Source organism: Polynucleobacter sp. IMCC 29146 (assembly GCF_021395195.1).
In the GTDB taxonomy this organism is placed as follows: Bacteria; Pseudomonadota; Gammaproteobacteria; order Burkholderiales; family Burkholderiaceae; genus Polynucleobacter.
Genome location: NZ_JAJVCR010000003.1, coordinates 299,223 through 322,282, shown reverse-complemented (window position 1 = coordinate 322,282; position 23,060 = coordinate 299,223). Strand labels below are relative to the sequence as shown.

21 protein-coding genes are annotated in these 23,060 nt (G+C 43.5%); 9 read left to right on the top strand and 12 right to left on the bottom strand.

Annotation, left to right across the window (positions count from 1 at the left end):
* From LZT22_RS05410 to LZT22_RS05395, 4 genes are read left to right on the top strand one after another with little or no spacing between them, the layout of a single operon-like run.
* On the top strand, positions 1–807 hold the full coding sequence (locus tag LZT22_RS05410; protein ID WP_233924042.1) for a UDP-2,3-diacylglucosamine diphosphatase: 807 nt from the start codon (positions 1–3) through the stop codon (positions 805–807).
* Positions 804–1,832 (top strand): glycosyltransferase family 1 protein, encoded by a 1,029-nt coding sequence (locus LZT22_RS05405; RefSeq protein ID WP_233924041.1) that lies wholly within the window; start codon positions 804–806, stop codon positions 1,830–1,832. The genes LZT22_RS05410 and LZT22_RS05405 overlap by 4 nt, the downstream gene beginning before the upstream one ends.
* A gap of 16 nt (positions 1,833–1,848) precedes the next feature.
* Positions 1,849–2,244 carry a diacylglycerol kinase gene (locus LZT22_RS05400; RefSeq protein ID WP_233924040.1) on the top strand — a complete coding sequence of 132 codons (396 nt, stop codon included), beginning with the start codon at positions 1,849–1,851 and terminating at the stop codon, positions 2,242–2,244.
* 29 nt (positions 2,245–2,273) lie between these two features.
* Positions 2,274–3,203, top strand: coding sequence for a GNAT family N-acetyltransferase (locus tag LZT22_RS05395; RefSeq protein ID WP_233924039.1), 930 nt, complete (start codon positions 2,274–2,276; stop codon positions 3,201–3,203).
* Between the two features lie 28 nt (positions 3,204–3,231).
* On the opposite strand, the gene LZT22_RS05390 is transcribed toward LZT22_RS05395, so the two are convergent.
* Complete coding sequence (locus tag LZT22_RS05390) at positions 3,232–4,689, bottom strand: Ppx/GppA phosphatase family protein (protein WP_233924090.1); 1,458 nt, start codon at positions 4,687–4,689, stop codon at positions 3,232–3,234.
* 163 nt (positions 4,690–4,852) lie between these two features.
* Between LZT22_RS05390 and ppk1 the strand changes: the two genes are divergently transcribed.
* The 4 genes from ppk1 (at position 4,853) to ppk2 (LZT22_RS05370) (ending at position 10,294) form a co-directional block, all read left to right on the top strand.
* Positions 4,853–6,946 carry a polyphosphate kinase 1 gene (gene ppk1 / locus LZT22_RS05385; RefSeq protein ID WP_233924038.1) on the top strand — a complete coding sequence of 698 codons (2,094 nt, stop codon included), beginning with the start codon at positions 4,853–4,855 and terminating at the stop codon, positions 6,944–6,946.
* Positions 6,841–8,487: a CHAD domain-containing protein gene (locus LZT22_RS05380; protein ID WP_233924037.1), complete on the top strand. Its 1,647-nt coding sequence runs from the start codon at positions 6,841–6,843 to the stop codon at positions 8,485–8,487. Before ppk1 ends, LZT22_RS05380 begins: the two co-directional genes overlap by 106 nt.
* 18 nt (positions 8,488–8,505) lie before the next feature.
* Entirely contained in the window at positions 8,506–9,297 is a 792-nt protein-coding gene (gene ppk2 / locus LZT22_RS05375) for a polyphosphate kinase 2 (RefSeq protein WP_233924036.1), read from the top strand.
* Positions 9,298–9,400: 103 nt separating this feature from the next.
* Complete coding sequence (gene ppk2 / locus LZT22_RS05370) at positions 9,401–10,294, top strand: polyphosphate kinase 2 (RefSeq protein ID WP_233924035.1); 894 nt, start codon at positions 9,401–9,403, stop codon at positions 10,292–10,294.
* Here the strand turns inward: ppk2 (LZT22_RS05370) and phoR are convergent.
* Positions 10,291–11,592 (bottom strand): phosphate regulon sensor histidine kinase PhoR, encoded by a 1,302-nt coding sequence (gene phoR / locus LZT22_RS05365; RefSeq protein WP_233924034.1) that lies wholly within the window; start codon positions 11,590–11,592, stop codon positions 10,291–10,293. The two genes, ppk2 (LZT22_RS05370) and phoR, sit on opposite strands and share 4 nt — an antisense overlap.
* 50 nt (positions 11,593–11,642) lie before the next feature.
* Between phoR and LZT22_RS05360 the strand changes: the two genes are divergently transcribed.
* The gene (locus LZT22_RS05360) at positions 11,643–12,614 is read left to right on the top strand and encodes a hypothetical protein (protein ID WP_233924033.1); all 972 of its coding nucleotides are present in this window, start codon (positions 11,643–11,645) and stop codon (positions 12,612–12,614) included.
* Between the two features lie 18 nt (positions 12,615–12,632).
* Here LZT22_RS05360 and phoB read toward each other — a convergent pair whose 3' ends face one another.
* The 10 genes from phoB to LZT22_RS05310 form a co-directional block, all read right to left on the bottom strand.
* Positions 12,633–13,346, bottom strand: a complete 714-nt coding sequence (gene phoB / locus LZT22_RS05355) for a phosphate regulon transcriptional regulator PhoB (protein ID WP_233924032.1) — start codon at positions 13,344–13,346, stop codon at positions 12,633–12,635.
* A gap of 38 nt (positions 13,347–13,384) precedes the next feature.
* Positions 13,385–14,089, bottom strand: coding sequence for a phosphate signaling complex protein PhoU (gene phoU / locus LZT22_RS05350; RefSeq protein WP_233924031.1), 705 nt, complete (start codon positions 14,087–14,089; stop codon positions 13,385–13,387).
* A 12-nt stretch (positions 14,090–14,101) separates the two neighbouring features.
* Entirely contained in the window at positions 14,102–14,959 is an 858-nt protein-coding gene (gene pstB / locus LZT22_RS05345) for a phosphate ABC transporter ATP-binding protein PstB (RefSeq protein ID WP_370635187.1), read from the bottom strand.
* Positions 14,956–15,822, bottom strand: coding sequence for a phosphate ABC transporter permease PstA (pstA, locus tag LZT22_RS05340; RefSeq protein WP_233924030.1), 867 nt, complete (start codon positions 15,820–15,822; stop codon positions 14,956–14,958). Before pstA ends, pstB begins: the two co-directional genes overlap by 4 nt.
* On the bottom strand, positions 15,819–16,808 hold the full coding sequence (gene pstC, locus LZT22_RS05335; protein WP_233924029.1) for a phosphate ABC transporter permease subunit PstC: 990 nt from the start codon (positions 16,806–16,808) through the stop codon (positions 15,819–15,821). Before pstC ends, pstA begins: the two co-directional genes overlap by 4 nt.
* Positions 16,809–16,864: 56 nt before the next feature.
* Complete coding sequence (pstS, locus tag LZT22_RS05330; protein ID WP_233924028.1) at positions 16,865–17,899, bottom strand: phosphate ABC transporter substrate-binding protein PstS; 1,035 nt, start codon at positions 17,897–17,899, stop codon at positions 16,865–16,867.
* Between the two features lie 163 nt (positions 17,900–18,062).
* Complete coding sequence (glmM, locus tag LZT22_RS05325; RefSeq protein WP_233924027.1) at positions 18,063–19,409, bottom strand: phosphoglucosamine mutase; 1,347 nt, start codon at positions 19,407–19,409, stop codon at positions 18,063–18,065.
* A 7-nt stretch (positions 19,410–19,416) separates the two neighbouring features.
* Positions 19,417–20,271, bottom strand: a complete 855-nt coding sequence (gene folP / locus LZT22_RS05320; RefSeq protein WP_233924026.1) for a dihydropteroate synthase — start codon at positions 20,269–20,271, stop codon at positions 19,417–19,419.
* A gap of 17 nt (positions 20,272–20,288) precedes the next feature.
* Entirely contained in the window at positions 20,289–22,172 is a 1,884-nt protein-coding gene (gene ftsH / locus LZT22_RS05315) for an ATP-dependent zinc metalloprotease FtsH (RefSeq protein ID WP_233924025.1), read from the bottom strand.
* A gap of 167 nt (positions 22,173–22,339) precedes the next feature.
* A complete protein-coding gene (locus tag LZT22_RS05310) occupies positions 22,340–23,029 on the bottom strand; it encodes an RlmE family RNA methyltransferase (RefSeq protein ID WP_233924024.1) in 690 nt (229 codons plus the stop codon).
* Positions 23,030–23,060: the final 31 nt, after the last annotated feature.

Genomic DNA, 23,060 nt, shown 5'->3' with positions numbered 1-23,060 from the left:
ATGCAGCACTACAGAGCTATTTGGATTTCAGATGTGCACCTCGGAACATCAGGGTGCCAAGCGGACTACCTTCTCGATTTTCTGAAGCACAACGAAGCAGATACATTTTATTTGGTCGGCGATATTATCGATGGTTGGCGCTTAAAAAAATCATTTTATTGGCCACAATCACATAATGATGTCGTACAAAAATTACTACGCAAAGCCCGTAAAGGTACTGAAGTAATTTATATTCCTGGCAACCATGATGAAAGTGCCCGCCAATTTTTTGGTCTCTCATTTGGAGACGTCAAGGTAGTAGAAGAATGCATTCACGTGACAGCCGATGGGAAAAAACTGTGGATTACTCATGGCGATCTCTTTGACGGAGTAATGCAATACGCCAAGTGGCTGGCGTACGTTGGCGATAGCCTTTATACCCTCATTCTTCACATGAACCGTTACTTCAATCACATTCGCATGAAGATGGGTTTGCAATACTGGTCTTTATCGCAGTATTTAAAGCACCAAGTAAAAAATGCCGTTAGTTTTATTGCCGACTATGAACATATGATGGCCCGCGAAGCGCGCATGCGCAATTGCGATGGGGTCGTTTGTGGACATATTCATAAAGCCGAAATTCGGCACATAGATGGACTACTTTATTGCAATGATGGCGACTGGGTTGAAAGCCTTACTGCTCTAGTTGAGACCAACACCGGTGAATTAAAAATTATTCATTGGCCAAAAATTAAAGGCGATCCAGTCTTATCGCTCGAACAACCATTAGAACCAATATCAACCCTTCCAAATGAGGTATTCGCATGAGAATCATGATCATTACAGATGCATGGGAACCACAAGTAAACGGCGTAGTGCGCACCTTAAAGCAAACTCGGTCTGAACTTATTGCCATGGGGCATCAGGTCGATATGATTACTCCCCAAGAATTTAAAACCATCCCCTGCCCTACTTACCCCGACATTTCTTTATCCTTATTTCCAGGTAAAAAATTAGCTGAACGAATTAAGGAATTTTCACCTGATGCTATGCATATTGCTACTGAAGGCCCATTAGGTCTGGCAGCCCGCGCCTACGGGGTACGTAATCATTTACCCTTTTCTACAGCCTATCACACGCGTTTTCCTGAATATGTTCAAGCGCGCACAAAAATTCCGGTGGGCATCACCTATCGTTTTTTAAGGTGGTTTCACAAACCTTCTATGGCTGTAATGGCGCCAACGATAGTGGTTAAAAATGATCTTGAAAAGTATGGTTTTGCTAATGTAGTTTTATGGTCGCGCGGTGTTGACCTCAATATTTTTAAAATGCAACCCTCTAAAGTGCTCAATTCAGCCCACCCAATTTATCTTTATGTCGGACGAGTTGCTATTGAAAAAAATATAAATGCCTTTTTAGAAATCAATCTGCCAGGCTCAAAATGGATTGTCGGCGATGGGCCTGCATTAGCAGGTATTAAGCAAAAATATCCTGAAATTCATTATTTAGGTGTACTTGATCAAGTTGAGCTTGCTCAAGTTTATGCTGCCGCCGATGTCTTTGTATTTCCCAGCAAAACAGATACTTTTGGTCTAGTTTTGCTCGAAGCAATGGCATGCGGTTTGCCAGTAGCAGCTTACCCAGTAACTGGCCCAATTGATGTGCTTGGTAAATCGAATGCTGGCGTAATGCATGAAGATTTAAAAGAAGCCTGCCTACAGGCCCTTAAAATTCCTCGGGAGCGCGCTCGTGAACATGCAGAAAAATTCTCCTGGCGTGCCGCAACTGAACAATTTGCAAGTCATCTTCAGCCCGTTCCAAATCCCGACTTACATCAAACCGCTTTAGCGTGAATATCCCCAATTGAAAATGCCATATCACATCAATCAAAACCCTCATAAGGGTAATCGGGGTATTTCCCGTGCTTGGCATGCAGCTAAAAATTCTTGGTGCGGCGTTGTTTATGCATTTCAGGAGGAAAGTGCATTTCGACAAGAACTTACCTTGCTAATTATCCTTACCCCAATTGCACTTTTAATTCCCGCTACCCATCTTGAAAAAGCACTAATGGTCGGATCTTTGCTGATGGTGCTAACGGTTGAGCTATTAAATTCTAGCGTTGAGGCTGCAATTGACCGTATTTCATTTGAGCATCATGATCTTTCTAAAAGAGCTAAGGATTTTGGCTCGGCGGCAGTCATGCTGACACTATTATTCGCCTTATTAATTTGGCTTACGATAATTATTCCGATTTTTATTAATTAATTTCGACTAAATATTGAAAGATTTTTCTTATGAAAGAAGTTCCAAATCCATTTATTCATTTAGATAGTCTAATTGTTTTCGATAAAGCAAGGTGGGGGAAAAAATTAAAGCCCCTAAAAAAGATCTTTTCTAAAAAGATTGCAAAAAAACTATTTGGTAAGAAGTTTGCTCTTAAATCGCGAGCATCTCTATTAGCTCAAGTTGAAATCCTTGAGCCCAATATAAAATCAGTAAAATCAAAAAAGCCTACGCTACAAATTTCATGGGCCATCAACTCACAAGAAATAGGTGAGGCCCAGCGCTTACGTTATTTAGTATTTGCTGAGGAGATGGGTGCGCAATTGTCTCCTAATAGCACGGGTCTAGATATCGATGAGTTCGATGCGTATTGCGAGCACCTACTGATACGCGATCAAGAAAGCCTTCAGGTGGTTGGTACTTACCGTGTTTTACCGCCCCATAAAGCACAGGAAATCGGACGCCTTTATTCCGACTCCGAATTTGATCTCACTCGGTTGAATCATTTACGCCCTAAATTAGTTGAGGTAGGACGTTCTTGTGTACATGCTGATTACCGCTCTGGCGCAGTCATTATGGCTTTGTGGAGCGGTCTAGCCCAATACATGCAATTACATCAATATGAAATTATGTTGGGCTGTGCCAGCATCCCAATGGCGGATGGCGGTCATTTTGCTGCGAGCTTATTCAATTCATTAAAAAATGAACAGATGGCGCCAATTGAAAATCATGCATTTCCTCATGTTCCGCTACCTTTAGAGCGATTAAATGGCGGCTTAGAGGTCGAACCGCCACCGCTAATTAAAGGCTACTTAAAGCTAGGCGCCAAAATTTGTAGTGCCCCGGCTTGGGACCCTCAATTCAATACCGCAGATGTGCTCACCATTTTGCGCCTTAATGAAATTAACCCACGTTATGCAAAGCACTTCTTTGGCAGCTAAGAATAGTTGACTTTTACTTGGCTAGTTTTTATTTCAATTTAATTCGATAACTACGGCCAATACGCTCCCATTCTAAAGCTTCTTTTTTTAAACTAAATTCAGTTAAAGGATGGTCATTAGCCCAAGCTTTGGGTAAGCTCACAACAAATCCATCATCTTCGAGTGAAACTTTAACAGCCGGTAAATCGGCATCGATTCGTCCCCGACTTAACACGTGAGCCAAGCGCAAACTAAAGAGCATGCGCCAATCTAAAAAACCCTCACTAGTCGCTAATTTTCCTAGCTTACCCGTATGACCCAATAGTAAGGTTGCTAGGCGCGCTTGATCTTTTTTCGAAAAGCCAGGCATGTCGGCATTACCCGCAATATATGCAGAGTGCCGATGGTAGCCGTTATGCGAAATCGATAAACCAATTTCATGTAAATTAGCAGTCCACTCTATTAGCGCCAAATTATCACTGCGATTTTCTAGGTTCGGCTTGGGTAACTGCTCTAAAAAATCGGTAGCCAATTTACCAACTCGCTGTGCCTGGTTTCGATCAACAGTATAGCGCTGCATAAATTGCTCAACGGTTACAAAGCGCATATCGTGATGCTGAGCACGACCTAGTAAATCATAGAGTACCCCGATGCGTAAGGAGCCGTCGGTTACTTCCATCGAATCAATTCCTAGCTCATTAAATACTGCCAACATAATCGACAGCCCGCCAAGTAAAACTAAACGCCGATCATCTTTAAGACCAAGTAATTCAACTTCACCAACATTATCAAATTGGAGTAAAAGCTTTTTAAGTTGTTTTAAGCCTTCTCGTGTAATTAAGCCTTCAGGGTGGTTAACTTTATCATTTAAATTATTTTCCATAATTAAGTCGGCTAAAGCTCTAGCGGTGCCGGAAGAGCCAACTGCCTGTCGCCAGCCTGCTTTTAAAAAGGCACCTGAGATCACCTGAATTTCACGTTGAGCGGCTAATTCAGCTTCCTTAAAAGCGTGCGCATCAATTGCCCCCTTAGGGAAAAATTGCATGCTATGCGATACACAGCCAATATAAAGACTTTCTAAAAGTTGCGGGTCATAACCCGCGCCAATAATAAATTCGGTTGAACCGCCCCCAATATCTACCACCAAGCGATTGCCCTGCACAGCTGAAGCTTCATGTGAGGCGCCAATATAAATTAAGCGCGCCTCCTCAACCCCAGCAATCACTTCAATTGGAAACCCTAAAGCCTGCTCCGCATCAGCAATGAAGTTTGCTGAATTACGTGCCACCCGCAAAGTGTTGGTTGCAACTGCCCTGACTTTGCTGGGATCAAAGCCGCGCAAGCGCTCACCAAATCGATGAATTGCATTGAGGCCCCGCTGGTAAGCATCGTGACCTAATAATTTATTTTCGGTTAAACCCGCGGCTAATTTTACAGATTCACGCAAGGTATCAATTGGGCGTAATTGGGTGCCAGAGGACGTATTAATTGGCTGAGCCACCAACATACGAAAGCTATTTGAGCCTAAATCAACTGCAGCGATTAGATTAGAGCCCAGCGGGGTAGAAATATTAGGGGAAGTGGGCAAAAGAGCTAAACCAGTGAAAAATAAGAGATAAGCTTATATTATGAAATAAAAGTGACACATTAATGAAATATAACCAAAAAATATGGTGACCCCCCTTCTCAACCGTGAAATCGGTATTCTGGAATTCAATTCACGGGTCTTATCACAGGCTGAAGACCCCCAAAACCCATTACTTGAGCGCTTGCGCTTTTTAAGCATTGTTTCTAATAATTTAGATGAGTTTTTTGAAGTGCGGGTTTCGGGGCTTAAAGAACAGCTATTAAGCCAACCCCTTAAACTTGAGCCAGATGGCCTAACGATTCAAGATTGCTACCAACGGGTGGCTGAATATTCCCATCACTTGGTCGCCCGCCAATATGAGATTTATCAAAAAATCATTATTCCCCAATTGGCAACCGCTGGTATCCGTTTCTTAAGGGGCGAAGATTGGACAGTGCAGCAACGTCGTTGGGCCAACGATTTTTTTCGTGCAGAAATACTACCTCTCCTAACTCCAATTGCTCTCGATCCCGCGCATCCTTTTCCACGTGTTGGGAATAAAAGTTTAAATTTTATTGTGTCTTTAACTGGTAAAGATGCCTTTGGTCGTGATGCCAACTTAGCCGTAGTTCAGGCGCCGCGTGCTTTACCTCGAGTTATTCAAATTCCTAAGCGAATTTCTGATTGTGATTATTCTTTTGTCTTGCTTTCTGCTTTGGTGCAATCCTTTGTAGCTGAACTTTTTCCAGGCTTAACTATTTTACAAGCTCATGCCTTTCGAGTAACACGAAATTCAGAATTATTTGTCTCAGATGATGAGGCTACTGATTTACGCGAAGCCTTGCAAGGCGAACTGCCAACCCGCCATTTGGGGGATGCAGTACGGCTGGAAGTATCAGCAGATACCCCGAGCGAATTATTAGAATTCCTGCGCCTATCCACTCAATTAGAAGTAACAGATTGTTACCGCGTTAATGGGCCCGTTAATTTAGTACGACTCTCGCAAATACCCGATTTCATCGACCGGCCGAATTTAAAATTTCCGATTTATCAAGCTGCCGTATTAAAAGCTATTCCTGATGAGTCGCTCTTTCATAAAATTCATCAGGGTGATATTTTGTTACATCATCCTTACGAGAGTTTTGAGCCGGTTTTGCAATTACTGCGGGAAGCTGCCCAAGACCCAGATGTCTTAGCCATTAAACAAACAGTTTACCGCACAGGTGATGAATCACCCGTAATGGAGGCGCTGATGGAAGCGGCGCGCAATGGTAAAGAAGTTACTGTAGTGCTCGAGCTCTTAGCGCGCTTTGATGAGCAAACCAATATTAATTGGGCATCTAAACTGGAATCCGTGGGCGCGCACGTAGTTTACGGTGTGGTGGGTCATAAATGCCACGCTAAAATGTTGTTAATCGTGCGCCGCGAAATCATACCCAGTATCAATTCTAGTTCGAGTAAAGCGGCACCAAAATATATCTTACAACGCTACGTTCATTTGGGCACCGGTAACTACCATCCCCGCACGGCAAAACTGTACACTGACTTTGGTCTGATGACCTGCAATCCCGATATGACAAGCGATGCTCATCAACTTTTTCAGCAGTTAACGGGCACTGGCTTGCAATCCAAAACCAAGGAACTGCTTGAGGCCCCATTTACTCTCTTAAGCGAACTGATTAAACTGATACGCACTGAAGCACGTGCTGCACGGGATGGAAAAAAAGCCCTGATCATAGCAAAAATGAATGCACTATTAGAGCCCACTATCATTGAAGAGTTGTATAAGGCCTCTCAAGCGGGTGTCAAAATTGAACTTATTGTTCGGGGTGTGTGCGCCCTTAAGCCAGGTGTAAAAGGTTTATCCGAGAATATTCAAGTACGGTCGATTATTGGCAGATTTTTAGAACATCATCGCATTTATTATTTTTATCATAGCGGTAATGAATTAGTCTATTTATCTAGTGCTGATTGGATGGAGCGTAATCTTTTACGCCGCGTTGAGGTGGCATTTCCAATTAAAGATGCTTTTTTAAAACAAAAAGTCATTCAAGAAGGCTTAAAAGTTCTACTTTCTGATAATGCCTCTGCGTGGCAAATGAACTCCGACGGCAGTTACCAGCAACTGCATGCCAAGGCCAAGCAAAAACCCATTATTGGCCAAAATGTCCTGATGGCTCAATTTTCCAATTCCTAGTTTGTCATGTTTGCGAGTTAGAATGCACCAATATGGATTCATTGCATCAAGACCATCAAGAATTCGAGCTAAAACTCGTCTTTCCAGCCGAAAAACTGCCGGCAATTGAAAAATTTCTTCGTAGCAAAGGTGCCCTGAAAAGGCAACACTTGCAAGCTGCTTATATAGATACTGACGACTTTCGCTTAGCCCGTGCTGGCATTGCTTTGCGGCTGCGCAAAGAAGGCCGTCAATGGGTGCAGACCCTTAAAACAGGCACCTCAAGCAACTTTGCCCGGCTTGAACATGAAATAGTGATACCCCATCGCGGGGGTGGTATTCCAGCATGGTCCTTAGCTGCCCACGCCGAGCATCCTGCTGGAGCCGAACTAATGAAGGCGCTGGTTAATACCTCGGCAGAGGGCTTAGCAGTGCGGTATTCCACCGATATATGGCGTCGTAAGGCCCACCTTAAGGCGCGCAACGGCTTGGTTGAATATGCCCTTGATCTTGGTCAAATTAAAGCATTTGATTCCCAAGGCACAGAAAAAACAGTGCCCGTAATGGAGCTCGAAATTGAACTCTTAAGTGGGCAACGCAGTGCGGTCATTGCCCACGCATTAATGATGGTGAAGCGATTTGGCGCCTCTATTGATACGCGGGGCAAAGCTCAACAAGGCTTTACCTTGGCTAATGGTATTCAATCCATCCCTCCGGTGCGGGCGGAGTTAGCCCATTTTGCTAATTCCAAGCCAAGCGATACTGAAATTATTTCCACCATTGTGCAATCCTGTTTAGCGCAAATTTTGCCAAATTTAAGTGAAATAAATGCAGGTATTAATCTTTATGATGAGCATTTACACCAGCTTAGAGTGGGTTTACGGCGCTTTAAATCGGCTTTGAAAATTTTAGCGCTGAATCATACCTATATGACCGAACTGCAAATTCAAACACTCGAGCAGGTATTCCAATTACTAGGCACATATCGAGATAGCAATTTTATTGCTGAAAAGTTAAGTCCTGCCTTAAAGGCCTCGAAAGGTCCCGCCATTCAATTAGAAATTATGCCACCGCAAAAACATCCTAGTACATTTTTACGTGCGAAGCCATTTCAAGAACTACTATTGGCCATCATCGCCCTTGGAAATCATAATGTGGAGTCTAGCCTGCCTAACAGCCTATTAAAAAAACGGATTATTGCCATGCTCGATAGCACCTTCCGTGATACCAAAAAACAAGCCGCTCACTTTAAAACTATCGACGATCTCAAGCGTCATCGTTTACGCAAAAAATTAAAATTTTTACGTTACTCGCTTGAGTTTTTTGGAGATTTTTGTCAGCGTAATAAACGTAGCAAATACCTGAAGGTGATGGCTACTGCCCTAGAAAGTTTGGGTAACTATAACGACATCTGCGTGGCGATTCATGAGTTAGGGCCAAGCGTAGAAAAACATTCTCAACATTGGTTTGCCATGGGCTGGTTAAGTGCAGAACAAAATCGGGTACGCGAGCAAAGTAATGAAAACCTTAAATCGCTATATAGCTTAAAAAAAATCTGGTAACTTTGTAAACCAACCGTGATGAAATTTAAATCTCCCGTCAAAAAAGTAAAAAATAAAAAATTAGATTACGAGGCTGAACTTTATTTATTACAAATTGAACTCGTTAAGTTGCAACGTCACTTCATTAAAAATGGCGAACGTATTCTAGTTATTTTTGAGGGCCGCGATGGCGCAGGTAAAGACGGTAGCATTAAGCGCATCGCCGAACATTTGAGCCCTAGAGAAACTCGGATTGTTGCGCTAGGTAAACCGTCCGATCGAGAAACCGGCGAATGGTACTTCGAACGCTACGTAGCGCAGTTACCCAGCAAAGGTGAATTCGCCTTGTTTAATCGTAGTTGGTATAACCGCGCAGGCGTTGAGCATGTCATGGGGTTTTGCACTGAAAAAGAGTATCTTGAATTTATGAAAACGGTAAATGGCTTCGAGGCTATGTTAGTAGGCTCTGGCATCAAGTTAATTAAATACTATTTGGATATATCTAAAAAAGAACAGGCAGAGCGTTTGCTAGATCGCATCAAAGACCCGCTGAAACAATGGAAAACGAGTCCTATTGATCAGCAGGCGCAAAAAAAATGGCTAGCCTATAGCAAAGCGCGCGATGCAATGCTGAAAAAAACGAATAATAGCGCTGCGCCGTGGACTGTGATTCGGGCTAATGACAAAAAAATAGCGCGCATTAGCCTAATTCAGCATCTCTTATTGACACTAAGCTACCCCAATAAAAATAAGAAAATTTTGAAATTTGACCCACAAATTGTGGTGCAATGGCCAAGCAATTCCCCGCAACTCCCGCGATTAGAGCCCTAAATGGGGCTAAAGTTAGCTGTCATATTAATGTCATAATTAAATATAAGAATTGACTTATCAATTGCCCCCCAAACACAGCTTAATGCCACCCATATCTTCCCCTATGAACGAATCCGACCTTTACCGCCGTGCTCAAGAAGAGTTAATGGATAGCTTTGATGAAGAGCTTGAAATGGAGCTTGATGATGACCGACATAACCCAAATCCTCTCACCCCCGATGAGCGCAAGGCCCGTCGATATTATTTTACAGAGCTCATTCGCCTGCAAAGTGAATTAATTAAATTGCAAGACTGGGTAGTACTGAATCAATTAAAAGTAGTTGTGCTATTTGAGGGTCGTGATGCAGCCGGCAAAGGTGGTGCGATTAAACGCTTTACCCAACGCCTTAACCCTAGAGTATGTCGAGTAGTTGCGTTATCAGCCCCAAGCGAGCGGGAGCGATCGCAATGGTATTTTCAGCGCTACATCAGCAATTTACCTGCTGCTGGTGAAATAGTTCTCTTCGATCGCAGTTGGTATAACCGTGCGGGAGTTGAGCGAGTAATGGGGTTTTGTAATGATGCAGAGTATGAAGAGTTCTTTCGCTCTGTACCAGAGTTTGAAAAAATGCTAGTTCGCTCGGGAATTATTCTAATTAAATATTGGTTTTCAATTACTGATGATGAGCAACATTTGCGCTTTATGACCCGTATTCATGATCCATTAAAACAATGGAAATTAAGCCCCATGGATTTAGAGTCGCGGCGACTATGGGAAGCCTATACCAAGGCAAAAGAGACCATGATTGAACGCACGCATATTCCTGAAGCACCATGGTGGATAGTAGCCGGAAACGACAAGAAAAAAGCCCGCCTAAATTGTATCCATCATTTCCTGCAACAAATTCCCTATCAAGCAATTGAGCACGCACCAATTATCTTGCCCAAGCGAGTGCACAATGCCGACTACACTCGCGACCCGATTCCAGACTCGATGTATATCCCTAAAATCTACTAAATAGTTACTACCCTTTGGGTAGGAATTTGTAGAGAAAAGGTGCTGCCCTTACCTGGTACGCTAGTAATAAGTAGTTGTGCCTGATAGCGGTTTGCAATGTGCTTCACGATCGCCAAACCTAACCCAGTACCTCCAGTTTCCCTCGATCGACTGCGGTCTACTCGATAAAAACGCTCAGTTAGGCGAGGTAAATGTTCTGCCGAAATACCTGGACCAGTATCTTCAACAGAAAAAACTCCTTGACCAACTTCGTTGACCACCAAGGAAATCTTTATTTTTCCCCCTTCAGGCGTATAGTGCACAGCATTAGCCACTAGATTACTAAATGCGGAAAGTAATTCCTTTTGATTGCCCAATAAATCATGGCCTTGATCGCAACTAAATTCAAAAATATGTTTACCTTGAGATAAGGCTTCAGCATCATTTTTTAATAAAGCCATGAGCGCTGGCATATCAATGGCTTGTAAAATAGGCGGTTGCAAATTAGCCTCAAGATTGGCTAGAGTTAGCAAATCTTCAACTAAGCTCTGCATGCGCTTTGCCTGCAATTGCATCATCTCTAGGTAGCGAGTTCTTTGCACCTCATCTAAATCTAAATTAAGTACTGTTTCTAAAAAACCTAACATAACCGTTAATGGGGTTCTCATCTCATGAGAAACATTAGCAACAAAATCGCGCCGCATAGCCTCGGTTTTGCGCAAGTCAGTTATATCTTGAGCAAATAGTAAATGGCGGTTTTCGGAAAAAGGAAAAAGCTGCAGCAGCAGCGTTAAATTGCTTGCTTGGCCCATTTGCTCAATTAATAGGGGCTCATCAAAATTACGTTGACTTAAGTAGCGGACAAATTCAGGGCGACGAATTAAATAATTGATTTGCTGTAAAGCATCACGCTTAAAATTTAAGCCAAAATAACTTTCAGCAATCGCATTACACCATTCAATTTGATCACGATCATCAAGCATGACGATGCCATTTGGTGAGGCTTGGAAGGCTTGAATAAAGCGCTCATGCTGCGCCTCAATTTGATGTAATTGTTGGCGTTGCCCACGTAAAAAACGTTGTAGGCGAAATAACACATCTTCCCATTTGCCACTCGTAGAGGGTAAATTTTCAATCTCACCTTGCATAATATATTTACGCAGACGGGCTAAATTAATATAGGAATAAGCTAATGGCAGACCTACTATTGCGAGTGCAATACCTAAGCCGACTTGCTCGCTAAAAAATGACTTACCTACCCCAAATGCAATTATTGCTAGGATTAGGAGAAAAATAAAACGGAAAAGGATTGCAACCATACCGCTATCTTAGTGGGATTTAGGAAAGCGGTCTAGAATACGACTTATAAATGAAATTTATACATGCAATTGTGCTTAATCTATTGCTGATGGGTCTGGCCCACGGGGAATCATTTCGTTTTGTGGCGCTTGGCGACATGCCCTACAACAACGCGAATGATGAGTACCGCTACCTCAACCTTATTCAAGCGATTAATCAATCGCACCCTAAATTTAGCCTATTTGTTGGCGATACTAAATCAAGTGAAACACCGTGTAGCGATGCTGCCACTGAAAAAATTGCAAGTTTTTTTAAACGCTATGAAGCCCCAGTAATTTATAGTATTGGCGATAATGAATGGACCGACTGTTATCGCCCATTATCGGGCTCGTACGATCCAATTGAACGTCTTGCTAGTATTAGAAAAAAATTCTTTAGCTCAAATCAAAGCTTAGGTAAAAACACCCTGACCTTAATACGACAAGCTGATGTCATGAGTGACTTTAAGCTTTATGTTGAAAATTCATACTGGATTCAGGATCAATTTCTTTTTGTGAGTTTAAATATCCCTGGATCGAATAATGATTTTGAGAGAAATATTTTGGCTGTCAAGGAATATTTTAAACGCAACGAAGCCAATTTAGCCTGGATTAATTACACTTTTCAATTGGCTACGGAAAAAAAATTAGCTGGGATTATTTTTGCTTTTCAAGCCGATATGTTTACGGGCCAGATTCAATCTGATGATTTAGCAAATGGCTATCGCGATACTGTTCTTAGTCTATCTTCCCATGCTGAGAAGTTTAGCAATGCAGTACTCTTGATTCATGGTGATACCCATCGCTTAAGAATTGATCAGCCACTAAAGACAAGTGATCAAAAATATGTGTTAGAAAATGTTATTCGGGTTGAATTAATGGGAGAGGAAGAGATTCAAGCGCTCGAAATTACAGTAGATGCTAGGAAAAATTCCCCATTTAGCTTTCGGCCTTTAATAGTTAAAAGGAACAGTGAATTTTCTAATTCTGCGCGAAGTAAGTAAGTTACCTTAGCATCCAAGCTAATTCTGGATTGGGTTTTTAGTAACTCGATAACCGCTACCCCGCACAGTTTCAATGAAGTGATCACACTCGGTGAAAGCCAATGCCGCTCGCAAGCGTTTGATATGCACATCTACAGTGCGCTCTTCGATATAGACCTCATTACCCCATACTCGATCGAGTAGAACCGAACGAGAATGAACCCGCTCTGGATTCGACATTAAAAATTGTAATAAACGAAATTCAGTTGGCCCTAAAGCAATAGCTTGCGGCTCGGAATGAGGTGAGGTTGCCATTAAACGATGGGCTACAGGATCTAACTTCAAAGGCCCTACAGTGAGGGGTACTTCATCAGTAGACGGTAGTTGTCTGCGTAAGATTGCTTTAACTCGAGCAATTAATTCCTTTGGCGAAAAGGGCTTAGTTACATAATCATCAGCTCCAGCATCAAGGCCTAAAACCTTATCCGCTTCTTCACTTTTAGCCGTTAGCATTAAGATGGGCAGTGCAATAGTCTTGGGGTTACTTCGCAACTCTTTAGCAAATTGCACGCCCGATTTGCCTGGCAACATCCAATCCAGAACGAGTAAATCTGGCATAGCCTCTTTCATCATCAGTACAGCTTGATCGGCCTGAAACGCTCGCTCTACCTCATAACCTGCGTGAACTAAATTAATTGCAATTAATTCAGCAATTGCTGGCTCGTCTTCAATAATTAAGATCTTTATACCCATAAAATACTACGCACTCGAATTAAACAATTTAGTTTTGCTTACCGATGAACTTCACGCACTAAATCTGCATGAGGAAGATGGCGTACATCAGCACCCTTAACAATATAAATCACAAATTCAGCAATATTTTTAGAGTGATCACCAATGCGTTCGATTGCTTTAGCTATCGTCAACATATCAAGGCCCGTAGTAATTAAGCTGGGATCTTCCATCATATAGACGATTAATTTGCGCACAAAGGCGCGAAATTCTTCGTCAATTTGCTTGTCTTCTTTTACCACTTCTGCCGCTGCAATAGTATCTAAGCGTGCAAATGCATCTAAGCTACGCCGCAATAATGAAATAGCCATTTGTCCCGATAATTTAATTTCCGCCACATTAATATTATGGTTAAGGCCCGACTCAATAATACGTTTAGTACGTTTTGCAACTCGCTCAGCTTCATCACCAGCACGCTCTAAATTTGTAATTGCCTTAGAAACTGCCATCACTAAGCGCAAATCTCGTGCCGTCGGCTGACGGCGGGCAATAATTTCTGTACAAGCAGAATCGACTTCAATTTCAAAATCATTGACCGCTTTTTCACGTTCAATAACTTGATTACAAATTTCTAAATCCATTTCAGTAAATGCGCGCATGGCAGTAGAGGTTTGTGATTCAACCATACCGCCCATTTCTAATAACTTGCTACAGAGCGAATTTAGATCCGAATCGAATTGCGACGAAAGGTGTTTATCTGGCATATGCCCTCTTAATTAGCCAAATCGGCCCGTAATGTAATCTTCTGTTTCTTTCCGCTTGGGTTTAATAAAAATTTCATCAGTTTTACCAAATTCAACCAATTCCCCTAAGTACATATAAGCCGTGAAATCTGATACGCGGGCCGCTTGCTGCATATTGTGAGTCACAATTGCAATGGTGTACTCATTTTTCAATTCATTAATAAGCTCTTCAATTTTCCCTGTGGAAATTGGATCTAAGGCAGATGTGGGCTCATCGAGTAATAATACTGCTGGCTTAACTGCGACACCACGAGCGATACATAAACGCTGCTGCTGACCGCCCGAAAGCGATAAGCCGCTTTGCTTCAATTTATCTTTTGCCTCACCCCATAATGCTGCTTTCTTGAGGGCCCATTCAACCCGCTCATCCATCTCAGCCTTCGAAAGTTTTTCGTAGAGACGTACACCAAAAGCAATATTTTCATAAATCGACATTGGAAATGGGGTTGGCTTTTGAAAAACCATTCCAATCCGTGAGCGCAATAAATTGAGATCTTGCTTCGGGGCAAGAATATTTTCTCCATAAAATAGAATTTCACCTTCAGCGCGTTGACCGGGGTAAAGGTCGTACATACGATTAATTGAGCGTAATAGAGTTGACTTGCCGCAACCCGAGGGACCAATAAATGCAGTTACCTTCTGCTCTTGAATATTGAGATTAATATTTTTTAAGCCTTGATAAGAGCCATAAAAAAAATTTAGATTCTTAATTTCAAGTGCATTAGTCAAAATAAAAGAATTTGTCTCGGTTAAATTGTCGATCAGGGTATCAGTCAAAATCTGTGCCTCTTGATTTTGGTTGGCATTAAAAACGGTTCGCATACTTTTCATCCTTGTACCTTTTCCCTAAATACGACTCGAGCTAAGATATTAAGCCCTAAAACCGCAAAGGTAATTAAAAGTGAGCCGCCCCACGCTAAGCTCACCCAATTATCGTATGGGCTCATCGCGAATTGGAAAATTACCACCGGCAAATTGGCCATTGGGGCATTCATATTGGTCGAAAAGAATTGATTATTCAACGCCGTAAATAGTAAGGGTGCGGTTTCTCCGCTGATGCGGGCTAGTGCCAGTAAAATACCCGTGATGACCCCGCTTTTTGCCGCTCGTAAGGTAATCCAAAAAGCCACCTTCCATTTAGGTGTGCCTAAAGCATAGGCGGCCTCTCGTAAACTGCCGGGTACCAGCTGCAACATATTCTCAGTTGTTCTTACCACTACAGGTATTGCAATTAAAGCCAAAGCAATCGTACCGGCCCAGCCTGAAAAATGGCGCACTTGAGCCACCACTAAAGCATAGACAAAAAGACCAATAACAATGGATGGGGCAGACAGCATAATGTCGGTAACAAAACGGGTAATACCGGCAACTTTGCTTCGATCACCATATTCCGCCAGATACAGGCCAGCCAAAACACCAATTGGGGTGCTAATTAGGGTACAGCAACCAATCAGCATCATGCTTCCGACAATTGCATTAGCCAAACCACCTCCCTCCGATCCTGGAGCAGGTGTGCTGGCAGTAAACATAGCCCAATTAATTGCCGAAAATCCTTTAATAAATAAAATACTTAAGATCCATAATAAAAATAACATGCCTAGGGTCATTGCCGCCATCGATAAAAATAGGCCAATGGCATTGGTACGCTTACGCACCGCAAATACTGCCTGATTAATATGATTAACTTGATTCATGACTTTAGCCCTTGCTTTTCTTCCATGCGCGCTAACATCCATTTGGCCAGCGCCAAGACAATAAAAGTAATCACAAATAGCGCCAAACCCAATGCAAATAGGGATGAAAAATGCAAGCCCGGGGCGGCCTCACCGAATTGATTGGCCAAGGTAGAGGCAATTGAACTACCTGGCGCAAATAAGGATGGTGATAAACGCAGGGCATTACCGATAACAAAAGTAACGGCCATAGTCTCGCCGAGTGCTCGCCCTAGCCCCAACATAATGCCGCCAATTACACCAGCCTTGGTATACGGAAAAACAATTTTACTAACAACTTCCCAGGTAGTGCAACCAATGCCATAAGCCGATTCTTTAATCACTGGGGGCACGATTTCAAATACATCGCGCATAACCGAGGCAATAAAAGGCAAAATCATCATGGCGAGAATTAAACCAGCGCATAACATGCCAATTCCATTAGCTGGCCCTGAAAAAAGTAGACCAATCAGTGGAATTTTCCCCAAAGTTGCTGCAAGTGCAGGCTCGATATAGTCGGCAAAAATCGGCGCAAAAACAAAGAGGCCAAACATCCCGTAAATAATCGACGGTACTGCGGCCAATAATTCTACTGCCGTACCTAAGGGTCGCCGCAAATACCCTGGACAGATTTCAGTTAAAAAAACAGCAATGCCGAAGCTCAGAGGAACGGCTATTAACAAAGCAATCAGCGACGTGACAACCGTGCCATAAATAGCAATTAACCCACCAAATTTATCTTTACCAATATCCCACTCTGGATCAATAAAAAAACCAAAACCAAATTCATGTAAAGCTGGCCAAGCATTAATTAGCAACGAGGCAATAATTCCTAACAATGCAAATAAAACGAGCATGGCAAAAAATTGAGTCACACGATGAAACAAAAAGTCTTGTACGCGCTGCAATTTAGCGACTCTAATTGCCCGACTAGAAGGCATTGCTGAATTTAAAGCCGCTAAATGCATTACGTCATCGCCTCAATTAATGAATTATGGATTAAATACTAGCCTGTAATCTTCCGTTACTTTGTTTGCACTTTAGTAAAAACATTCTTACGAATAAAGTCAGTTGTTGCATCTGGCACGGGCACATACTCTAAGTCGGTAGCCATTTTCTTGCCATCTTTAAAAGCATAATCAAAGAACTTCAAGACTTCTGCTGCATTTGTTTTATTTTCAGGATTTTTGTAGACCAAAATAAAAGAGGCGCCAGTGATCGGCCATGATTTTGCGCCAGGTGCATTGGTAATAAAAGTGCCCATTCCTGGAATCTTCGCCCAATCGGTTCCGGCTGCAGCGGCGGCAAAAGTTTCATCGTCTGGCTCAACATACTGCCCTGCTACATTTTTCAAGGCAATATAAGTTAAGTTATTTTTCTTAGCATAAGCGTACTCCACATAACCAATTGAATTTTTTACTCTTGTTACATTAGCGGCTACGCCTTCATTACCCTTACCACCAACTGTGGAAGCTGCGGGCCACTTTACAGAGGCACCCGAACCTACCGCATCTTTCCAAAGCTTGCTAGTCTTAGCTAAATAGTCAGTAAAAATTGCGGTAGTACCAGAGCCATCGGCACGGGTAATCACTGTAATGTCACCTGCAGGAATTTTTACTCCTGGATTCATCATGGCAATGCGCTTATCGTTCCAATTGCTAATATTGCCTTGAAAAATATCCGCTAAAGTGGGGCCGTCCAACTTAATTTGACCGGACTTCACGCCGTCCACGTTAATCACTGGTACCACGCCACCAATAATGGCAGGGAACTGCACCATGCCATCTTTTTCTAGCTCTTCGAAAGCAACAGGGTTATCACTTGCGCCAAAGTCAACGGTTTTGGCCTTAATTTGCTTAATGCCGCCGCTAGAACCAATCGACTGGTAGTTCATGCCATTACCCGTTTTTGCTTTATAAGCCTCGGCCCACTTCGCATAAACAGGGTAAGGAAAAGTTGCACCGGCGCCAGTGACATCAATTGCGAAAACAGATACCGAAAAGGCGGCGGAGGTAACGACTGCACCTACCGTGATAGCTTTTTTGAGCAAAACATTCATTATTAATTAGTCCTTTAGAAGAGCTTAAGTGAGCAGATGAGATTGAAACCTCTGTCAGCATAAGACTTCTATATGACCTTTTTATGACAGCCAAAACAAAATGGCTTCAATCGATAAATAGATATATAAATCAGTTATTTATCGTTTCATCTTAAAATATTTTCTAGCTTGCCTTAGTCACTACAGCAGCAATCTGTTCAGCGCTACTTTGCGCCAGAGAATCATCTTGCGCCTCTACCATGATCCGCAAAACCGGTTCAGTACCTGAGGGGCGGATTAAAACTCGCCCACGCTGGCCTAAGGCGCTCTCGGTAGAAGTTATCTTCGCCTGGAGTTGCGCGTCGTCTTGCCAGCGGTAATTGGCTGGGGTGCGAATATTGATCAGTACCTGCGGGAAAATTGATACTGCACTCAGTAATTGAGCCAAGCTTTGTTTCTTTTGCCGCATCGCTGCCAAAACCTGCAAAGCTGCAATCGTGCCATCGCCAGTAGTATGGTGGTCTAAACAGAGCAAATGGCCCGAACCTTCCCCGCCTAAGAGCCATTTTTTTTGTTTTAGCTGCTCTAAAACATAACGATCGCCAACTTGCGCTCGCTCAAAATCAAGGCCCAAAGTCCGCAGGGCATTTTCTACGGCTAAGTTTGTCATAAGGGTTCCAACTACCCCACCGACCTGCATACCCCGCTCAAGCCGATCCTTGGCCAAGACATAAAGTAACTCATCGCCATTAAAGAGACGCCCACTAGCATCGACCATTTGCAAGCGATCGGCATCACCATCAAGGGCAATGCCAATATCAGCGCCGGTCTCGCGCACCTTGGCGATTAAAGCAGCCGGTGCAGTCGCGCCACAACGATCATTAATATTGCGACCATTAGGCTCAATGCCAATAGAAATCACTTCTGCGCCTAATTCATGAAAGACATTCGGAGCTACATCGTAAGCAGCACCATTAGCACAGTCGACCACAATTTTCATACCGCGCAAATTCAAATGATTAGGAAAGGTCGACTTACAAAATTCAATATAACGACCAGCTGCATCGCGTAGTCTAAATGCCCTTCCTAAATGCTCTGAGCTAACGCACCCCATCGGCTCTTCTAATAGGGCTTCAATTGCCAATTCAAACTCATCCGATATTTTGTCGCCCTGGGCAGAGAAAAATTTAATGCCATTATCTTGATAAAGATTATGCGAAGCCGAAATAACAATGCCTGCTGAAAGGCGTAAGGCATTCGTTAAATAGGCAACAGCAGGGGTAGGCATAGGGCCGCATAAACTGACATCGACACCAGCAGCAGAAAAGCCTGCTTCAAGAGCGGCCTCGAGTAAATAACCAGAAATTCGCGTATCTTTACCAATTAAAACGGAACAACGCTCGCCTGGCGCAAGATCACGACTAAGCACCTTGCCAGTAGCATAGCCCAAGCGCATCACAAATTCAGGGACGATAGGAAATTGCCCTACTTCTCCACGAATACCATCGGTACCGAAATATTTCTTTTTCATAGATTGATTATAAAACCCGCGCCGCTTCCCATAAGCGAAGTGCATCAAAGGTTTCTGGTACATCGTGAGTGCGAACCAGCGCTGCGCCCTGCTCAACCGCCATAATCGTCGCAGCAATGCCGGGGGCTAAGCGCTCATGCACTTCCTTGCCGCTAATTTTACCCAGCATCGATTTACGGGAAATGCCCAATAAAACTGGGTACCCTAACTCGGTAAATGAGCCAAATTCGCGTAACATGCGTAAATTATGCTCAAGGCTTTTACCAAAACCAAAGCCAGGATCGAGAATAATTTGCTCGGTACTAACCCCTGCTGCCTCTACTTCTTTGGCCCGTTCTGCTAAAAATAATCTCACATCTGTAACAACATCTAAATATTCAGGATTAAATTGCATGGTTTGCGGGTCACGTTGCATATGCATTAGCACCACCCCACAGCCTGCTTGATGAACCACTTCTAATGCCCCCGGTTGGCGCAGAGCCCAGACATCGTTTACGCAATCGACACCTAGCTTTAAGGCCTCTAGCATGGTTTGTGGCTTATAGGTATCGATTGATAGGGCGGTGCCACAATCGCGCAATGCTTCAATGATGGGCAGTACCCGCTCAAGCTCAATATCTACTGGCACCGCTTCAGCACCAGGGCGGGTTGATTCGCCACCAATATCAATAATGTCAACGCCACTGGTAATCATATGCTCAGCTTGACGCAAAGCGGCATCACGACTAGCAAAACGCCCCCCATCTGAAAATGAATCGGGTGTCGCATTCAGAATCCCCATGACTAAAGGACGCATGCGTTTCTGCCAGTCAAAAAGAAAACGCCCACAGCGCCAAGCCGTGGGCAGATTTTGCACGTACATTACAGCGTAATTATTTCTTAAGCTGGTGCTGGGGCATTATCAGCTGTAGGACCTGATGCCCCACCAGCTGAGTTTCCAAAAGCGCTGGTAATTGGGGGTGGCTTAGGTGCCCGTGGTGGACGACCTGCCATGATGTCATTTATTTGCTCAGCATCTAAGGTTTCCCATTCCAACAAAGCAACTACCATGGCTTCTACTTTTTCGCGATTTTGCTCCAATATCGCTTTGGCTACACCGTACTGCGTATCGATGAGGGTACGTATTTCAGCATCGACTTTTTGCTGCGTCTCTTCAGAAACCGTTTTCACATTCATGCGCCCAAACATATTGTCTTGTTCGGTATCAACATAGACCATGGTGCCCAAGCTATCGCTCATGCCATAACGCGTCACCATATCACGCGCCAGTTTTGTCGCGCGCTCAAAGTCATTTGAGGCCCCAGTACTCATCGAGTGTAAGAAAACCTCTTCGGCGGCACGGCCACCAAACAAAATAGCCAGCTCTTCCAACATCCGATCTTTATACATATTAATGCGATCAAACTCAGGCAACTGCCAAGTAACGCCTAAAGCCATACCGCGCGGCATGATCGTGACTTTATGCACTGGATCGGCTTTGGGCAAGGTTTTCGCCACCACTGCGTGACCCGATTCGTGATAAGCCGTATTGCGCCGCTCTTCTTCACGCATAACTGCCGATTTACGTTCGGGACCCATATAAATTTTGTCTTTAGCGTCTTCGAAGTCTTGCATATCAACTGAGCGTTTATTACGGCGCGCAGCAAATAAAGCCGACTCATTCACCAGGTTCGCTAAATCGGCACCAGAAAATCCGGGAGTGCCACGCGCAATTACTGCTGCATCGACATCGGGGTTAATCGGTACTTTGCGCATATGTACTTGCAAAATTTGTTCACGGCCCCGAATGTCCGGCAAGCCAACGTGTACTTGGCGATCGAAACGACCTGGACGCAATAAGGCCCGATCGAGCACATCTGAGCGATTAGTCGCAGCAACGACAATTACGCCGCTATTACTCTCAAAGCCATCCATTTCAACTAACATTTGATTGAGGGTTTGTTCGCGCTCATCGTTACCACCGCCCATACCAGCACCACGATGGCGACCAACGGCATCAATTTCATCAATAAAAATAATGCATGGTGAATGTTTTTTAGCGTTATCAAACATATCGCGCACACGCGATGCGCCCACACCAACAAACATTTCCACAAAGTCGGAACCCGAAATCGAAAAGAACGGTACCTTAGCTTCACCAGCAATGGCGCGCGCTAATAAGGTTTTACCTGTACCTGGAGGGCCAACCAATAACACACCATGCGGAATTCGCCCACCCAGTTTTTGAAATTTTTGCGGGTCTTTTAAGAAATCGACTAATTCAGATACTTCTTCTTTGGCCTCATCACAACCCGCCACATCATTAAAGGTCACGGTATTGCTATTTTCATCAATCAAGCGCGCCTTCGATTTACCGAAAGAAAAGGCACCGCCCTTGCCGCCACCTTGCATTTGGCGCATCATAAAAAACCAAAAACCAATAATCAATAAAGTGGGTCCGAGGTAATACAAAGCAGATACCAATAAATTTGGCTCATCTTCCGCTTTACCGGTTACTTGCACGCCAAACTTCATCAAGTCGCCTACCATCCAAATATCGCCAGGCGAAATAATCGAATACTTAACGCCGTCGCTAGGCGTTACTTGAAGGGTACGGCCTTGTACATCCACGCGTTTAATTTTGCCGCCCTTGGCGTCATCCATAAATTGCGAGTAAGTAACCTGCTCTTGTGAGCGCGGCTTATCAAATTGCTTGAAAACGGTGAATAAAACCAGACCCACAATGAGCCAAACCCCAATTTTCTGGAACATATTGCTATTCAAATGCACACCTTTGCCGAATTAATTCGGGAGTAAAAACCTATAAAACCCCAATAAACACCGTAAACCCCATGAATACCCTATGTATATGATTCTACTACTCCCTATATTCAAGGGCTGAGAACAAATAAATCCAATAAACTACTGTTGTTATTAGGGTTAATCAAGCCCTAAGTCCCTGAGGATATAGCGGCAGGCTTTAAATTTCGACCCAAGAGAAAGGTTTCAGCCGATTTATCTCGCGAGGCCTTAGGCTTTCGAGGGGTTACGGTTTTAAAGACCTTTTTAAAAGCCTCGACAATTTGGCTGTAGCCACTGCCATGAAAGCTTTTAATCAATAGAGCGCCATCGGGCTTTAAGCGTGCCACGGCAAAATCAAGGGCTAATTCAGCCAAATACGCCATGCGGGCAGCATCGGCAACCCCTACCCCTGATAAATTGGGCGCCATATCAGACAGTACCAAGTCAACCTTGCTATCCACTCCCCCCGGTAGCAAAGCAGTAACGGCAGCAATTCCCGCGTCTTCACGAAAATCTCCTTCGATAAAACTAACATCAGCAATGGCTTCCATGGGCAGCAAGTCAATGGCAATGATGCAGCCGTCCGGCTTGCCCGACTCAATTTTGGGATTGCTTTTGCCTAGCTCAACTAAGCGGGTACGTACGTATTGAGACCAGCTGCCTGGAGCACTACCTAAATCGATGACCACCATACCTGCTTTAATTAAATGATCTTGCTCGTCAATTTCTTTAAGCTTATATACCGCCCGTGCGCGATAGCCATCTTTTTGGGCCATCTTTACATAGGGATCATTTAAATGATCTTGTAACCAGCTTTTATTAAATTTATTTTTTGCCACGATGGGCTATTTTCGCTGATTTCTTTGTAGC

Coding starts and splice junctions, on each gene's coding strand:
- LZT22_RS05410 (WP_233924042.1), top strand. CDS start 1: ATGCAGCACTACAGAGCTATTTGGATTTCAGATGTGCACCTCGGAACA.
- LZT22_RS05405 (WP_233924041.1), top strand. CDS start 804: ATGAGAATCATGATCATTACAGATGCATGGGAACCACAAGTAAACGGC.
- LZT22_RS05400 (WP_233924040.1), top strand. CDS start 1,849: ATGCCATATCACATCAATCAAAACCCTCATAAGGGTAATCGGGGTATT.
- LZT22_RS05395 (WP_233924039.1), top strand. CDS start 2,274: ATGAAAGAAGTTCCAAATCCATTTATTCATTTAGATAGTCTAATTGTT.
- LZT22_RS05390 (WP_233924090.1), bottom strand. CDS start 4,689: ATGTTGGTGGCTCAGCCAATTAATACGTCCTCTGGCACCCAATTACGC.
- ppk1 (WP_233924038.1), top strand. CDS start 4,853: ATGGTGACCCCCCTTCTCAACCGTGAAATCGGTATTCTGGAATTCAAT.
- ppk2 (WP_233924036.1), top strand. CDS start 8,506: ATGAAATTTAAATCTCCCGTCAAAAAAGTAAAAAATAAAAAATTAGAT.
- ppk2 (WP_233924035.1), top strand. CDS start 9,401: ATGAACGAATCCGACCTTTACCGCCGTGCTCAAGAAGAGTTAATGGAT.
- phoR (WP_233924034.1), bottom strand. CDS start 11,592: ATGGTTGCAATCCTTTTCCGTTTTATTTTTCTCCTAATCCTAGCAATA.
- LZT22_RS05360 (WP_233924033.1), top strand. CDS start 11,643: ATGAAATTTATACATGCAATTGTGCTTAATCTATTGCTGATGGGTCTG.
- phoB (WP_233924032.1), bottom strand. CDS start 13,346: ATGGGTATAAAGATCTTAATTATTGAAGACGAGCCAGCAATTGCTGAA.
- phoU (WP_233924031.1), bottom strand. CDS start 14,089: ATGCCAGATAAACACCTTTCGTCGCAATTCGATTCGGATCTAAATTCG.
- pstB (WP_370635187.1), bottom strand. CDS start 14,959: ATGAAAAGTATGCGAACCGTTTTTAATGCCAACCAAAATCAAGAGGCA.
- pstA (WP_233924030.1), bottom strand. CDS start 15,822: ATGAATCAAGTTAATCATATTAATCAGGCAGTATTTGCGGTGCGTAAG.
- pstC (WP_233924029.1), bottom strand. CDS start 16,808: ATGCATTTAGCGGCTTTAAATTCAGCAATGCCTTCTAGTCGGGCAATT.
- pstS (WP_233924028.1), bottom strand. CDS start 17,899: ATGAATGTTTTGCTCAAAAAAGCTATCACGGTAGGTGCAGTCGTTACC.
- glmM (WP_233924027.1), bottom strand. CDS start 19,409: ATGAAAAAGAAATATTTCGGTACCGATGGTATTCGTGGAGAAGTAGGG.
- folP (WP_233924026.1), bottom strand. CDS start 20,271: ATGTACGTGCAAAATCTGCCCACGGCTTGGCGCTGTGGGCGTTTTCTT.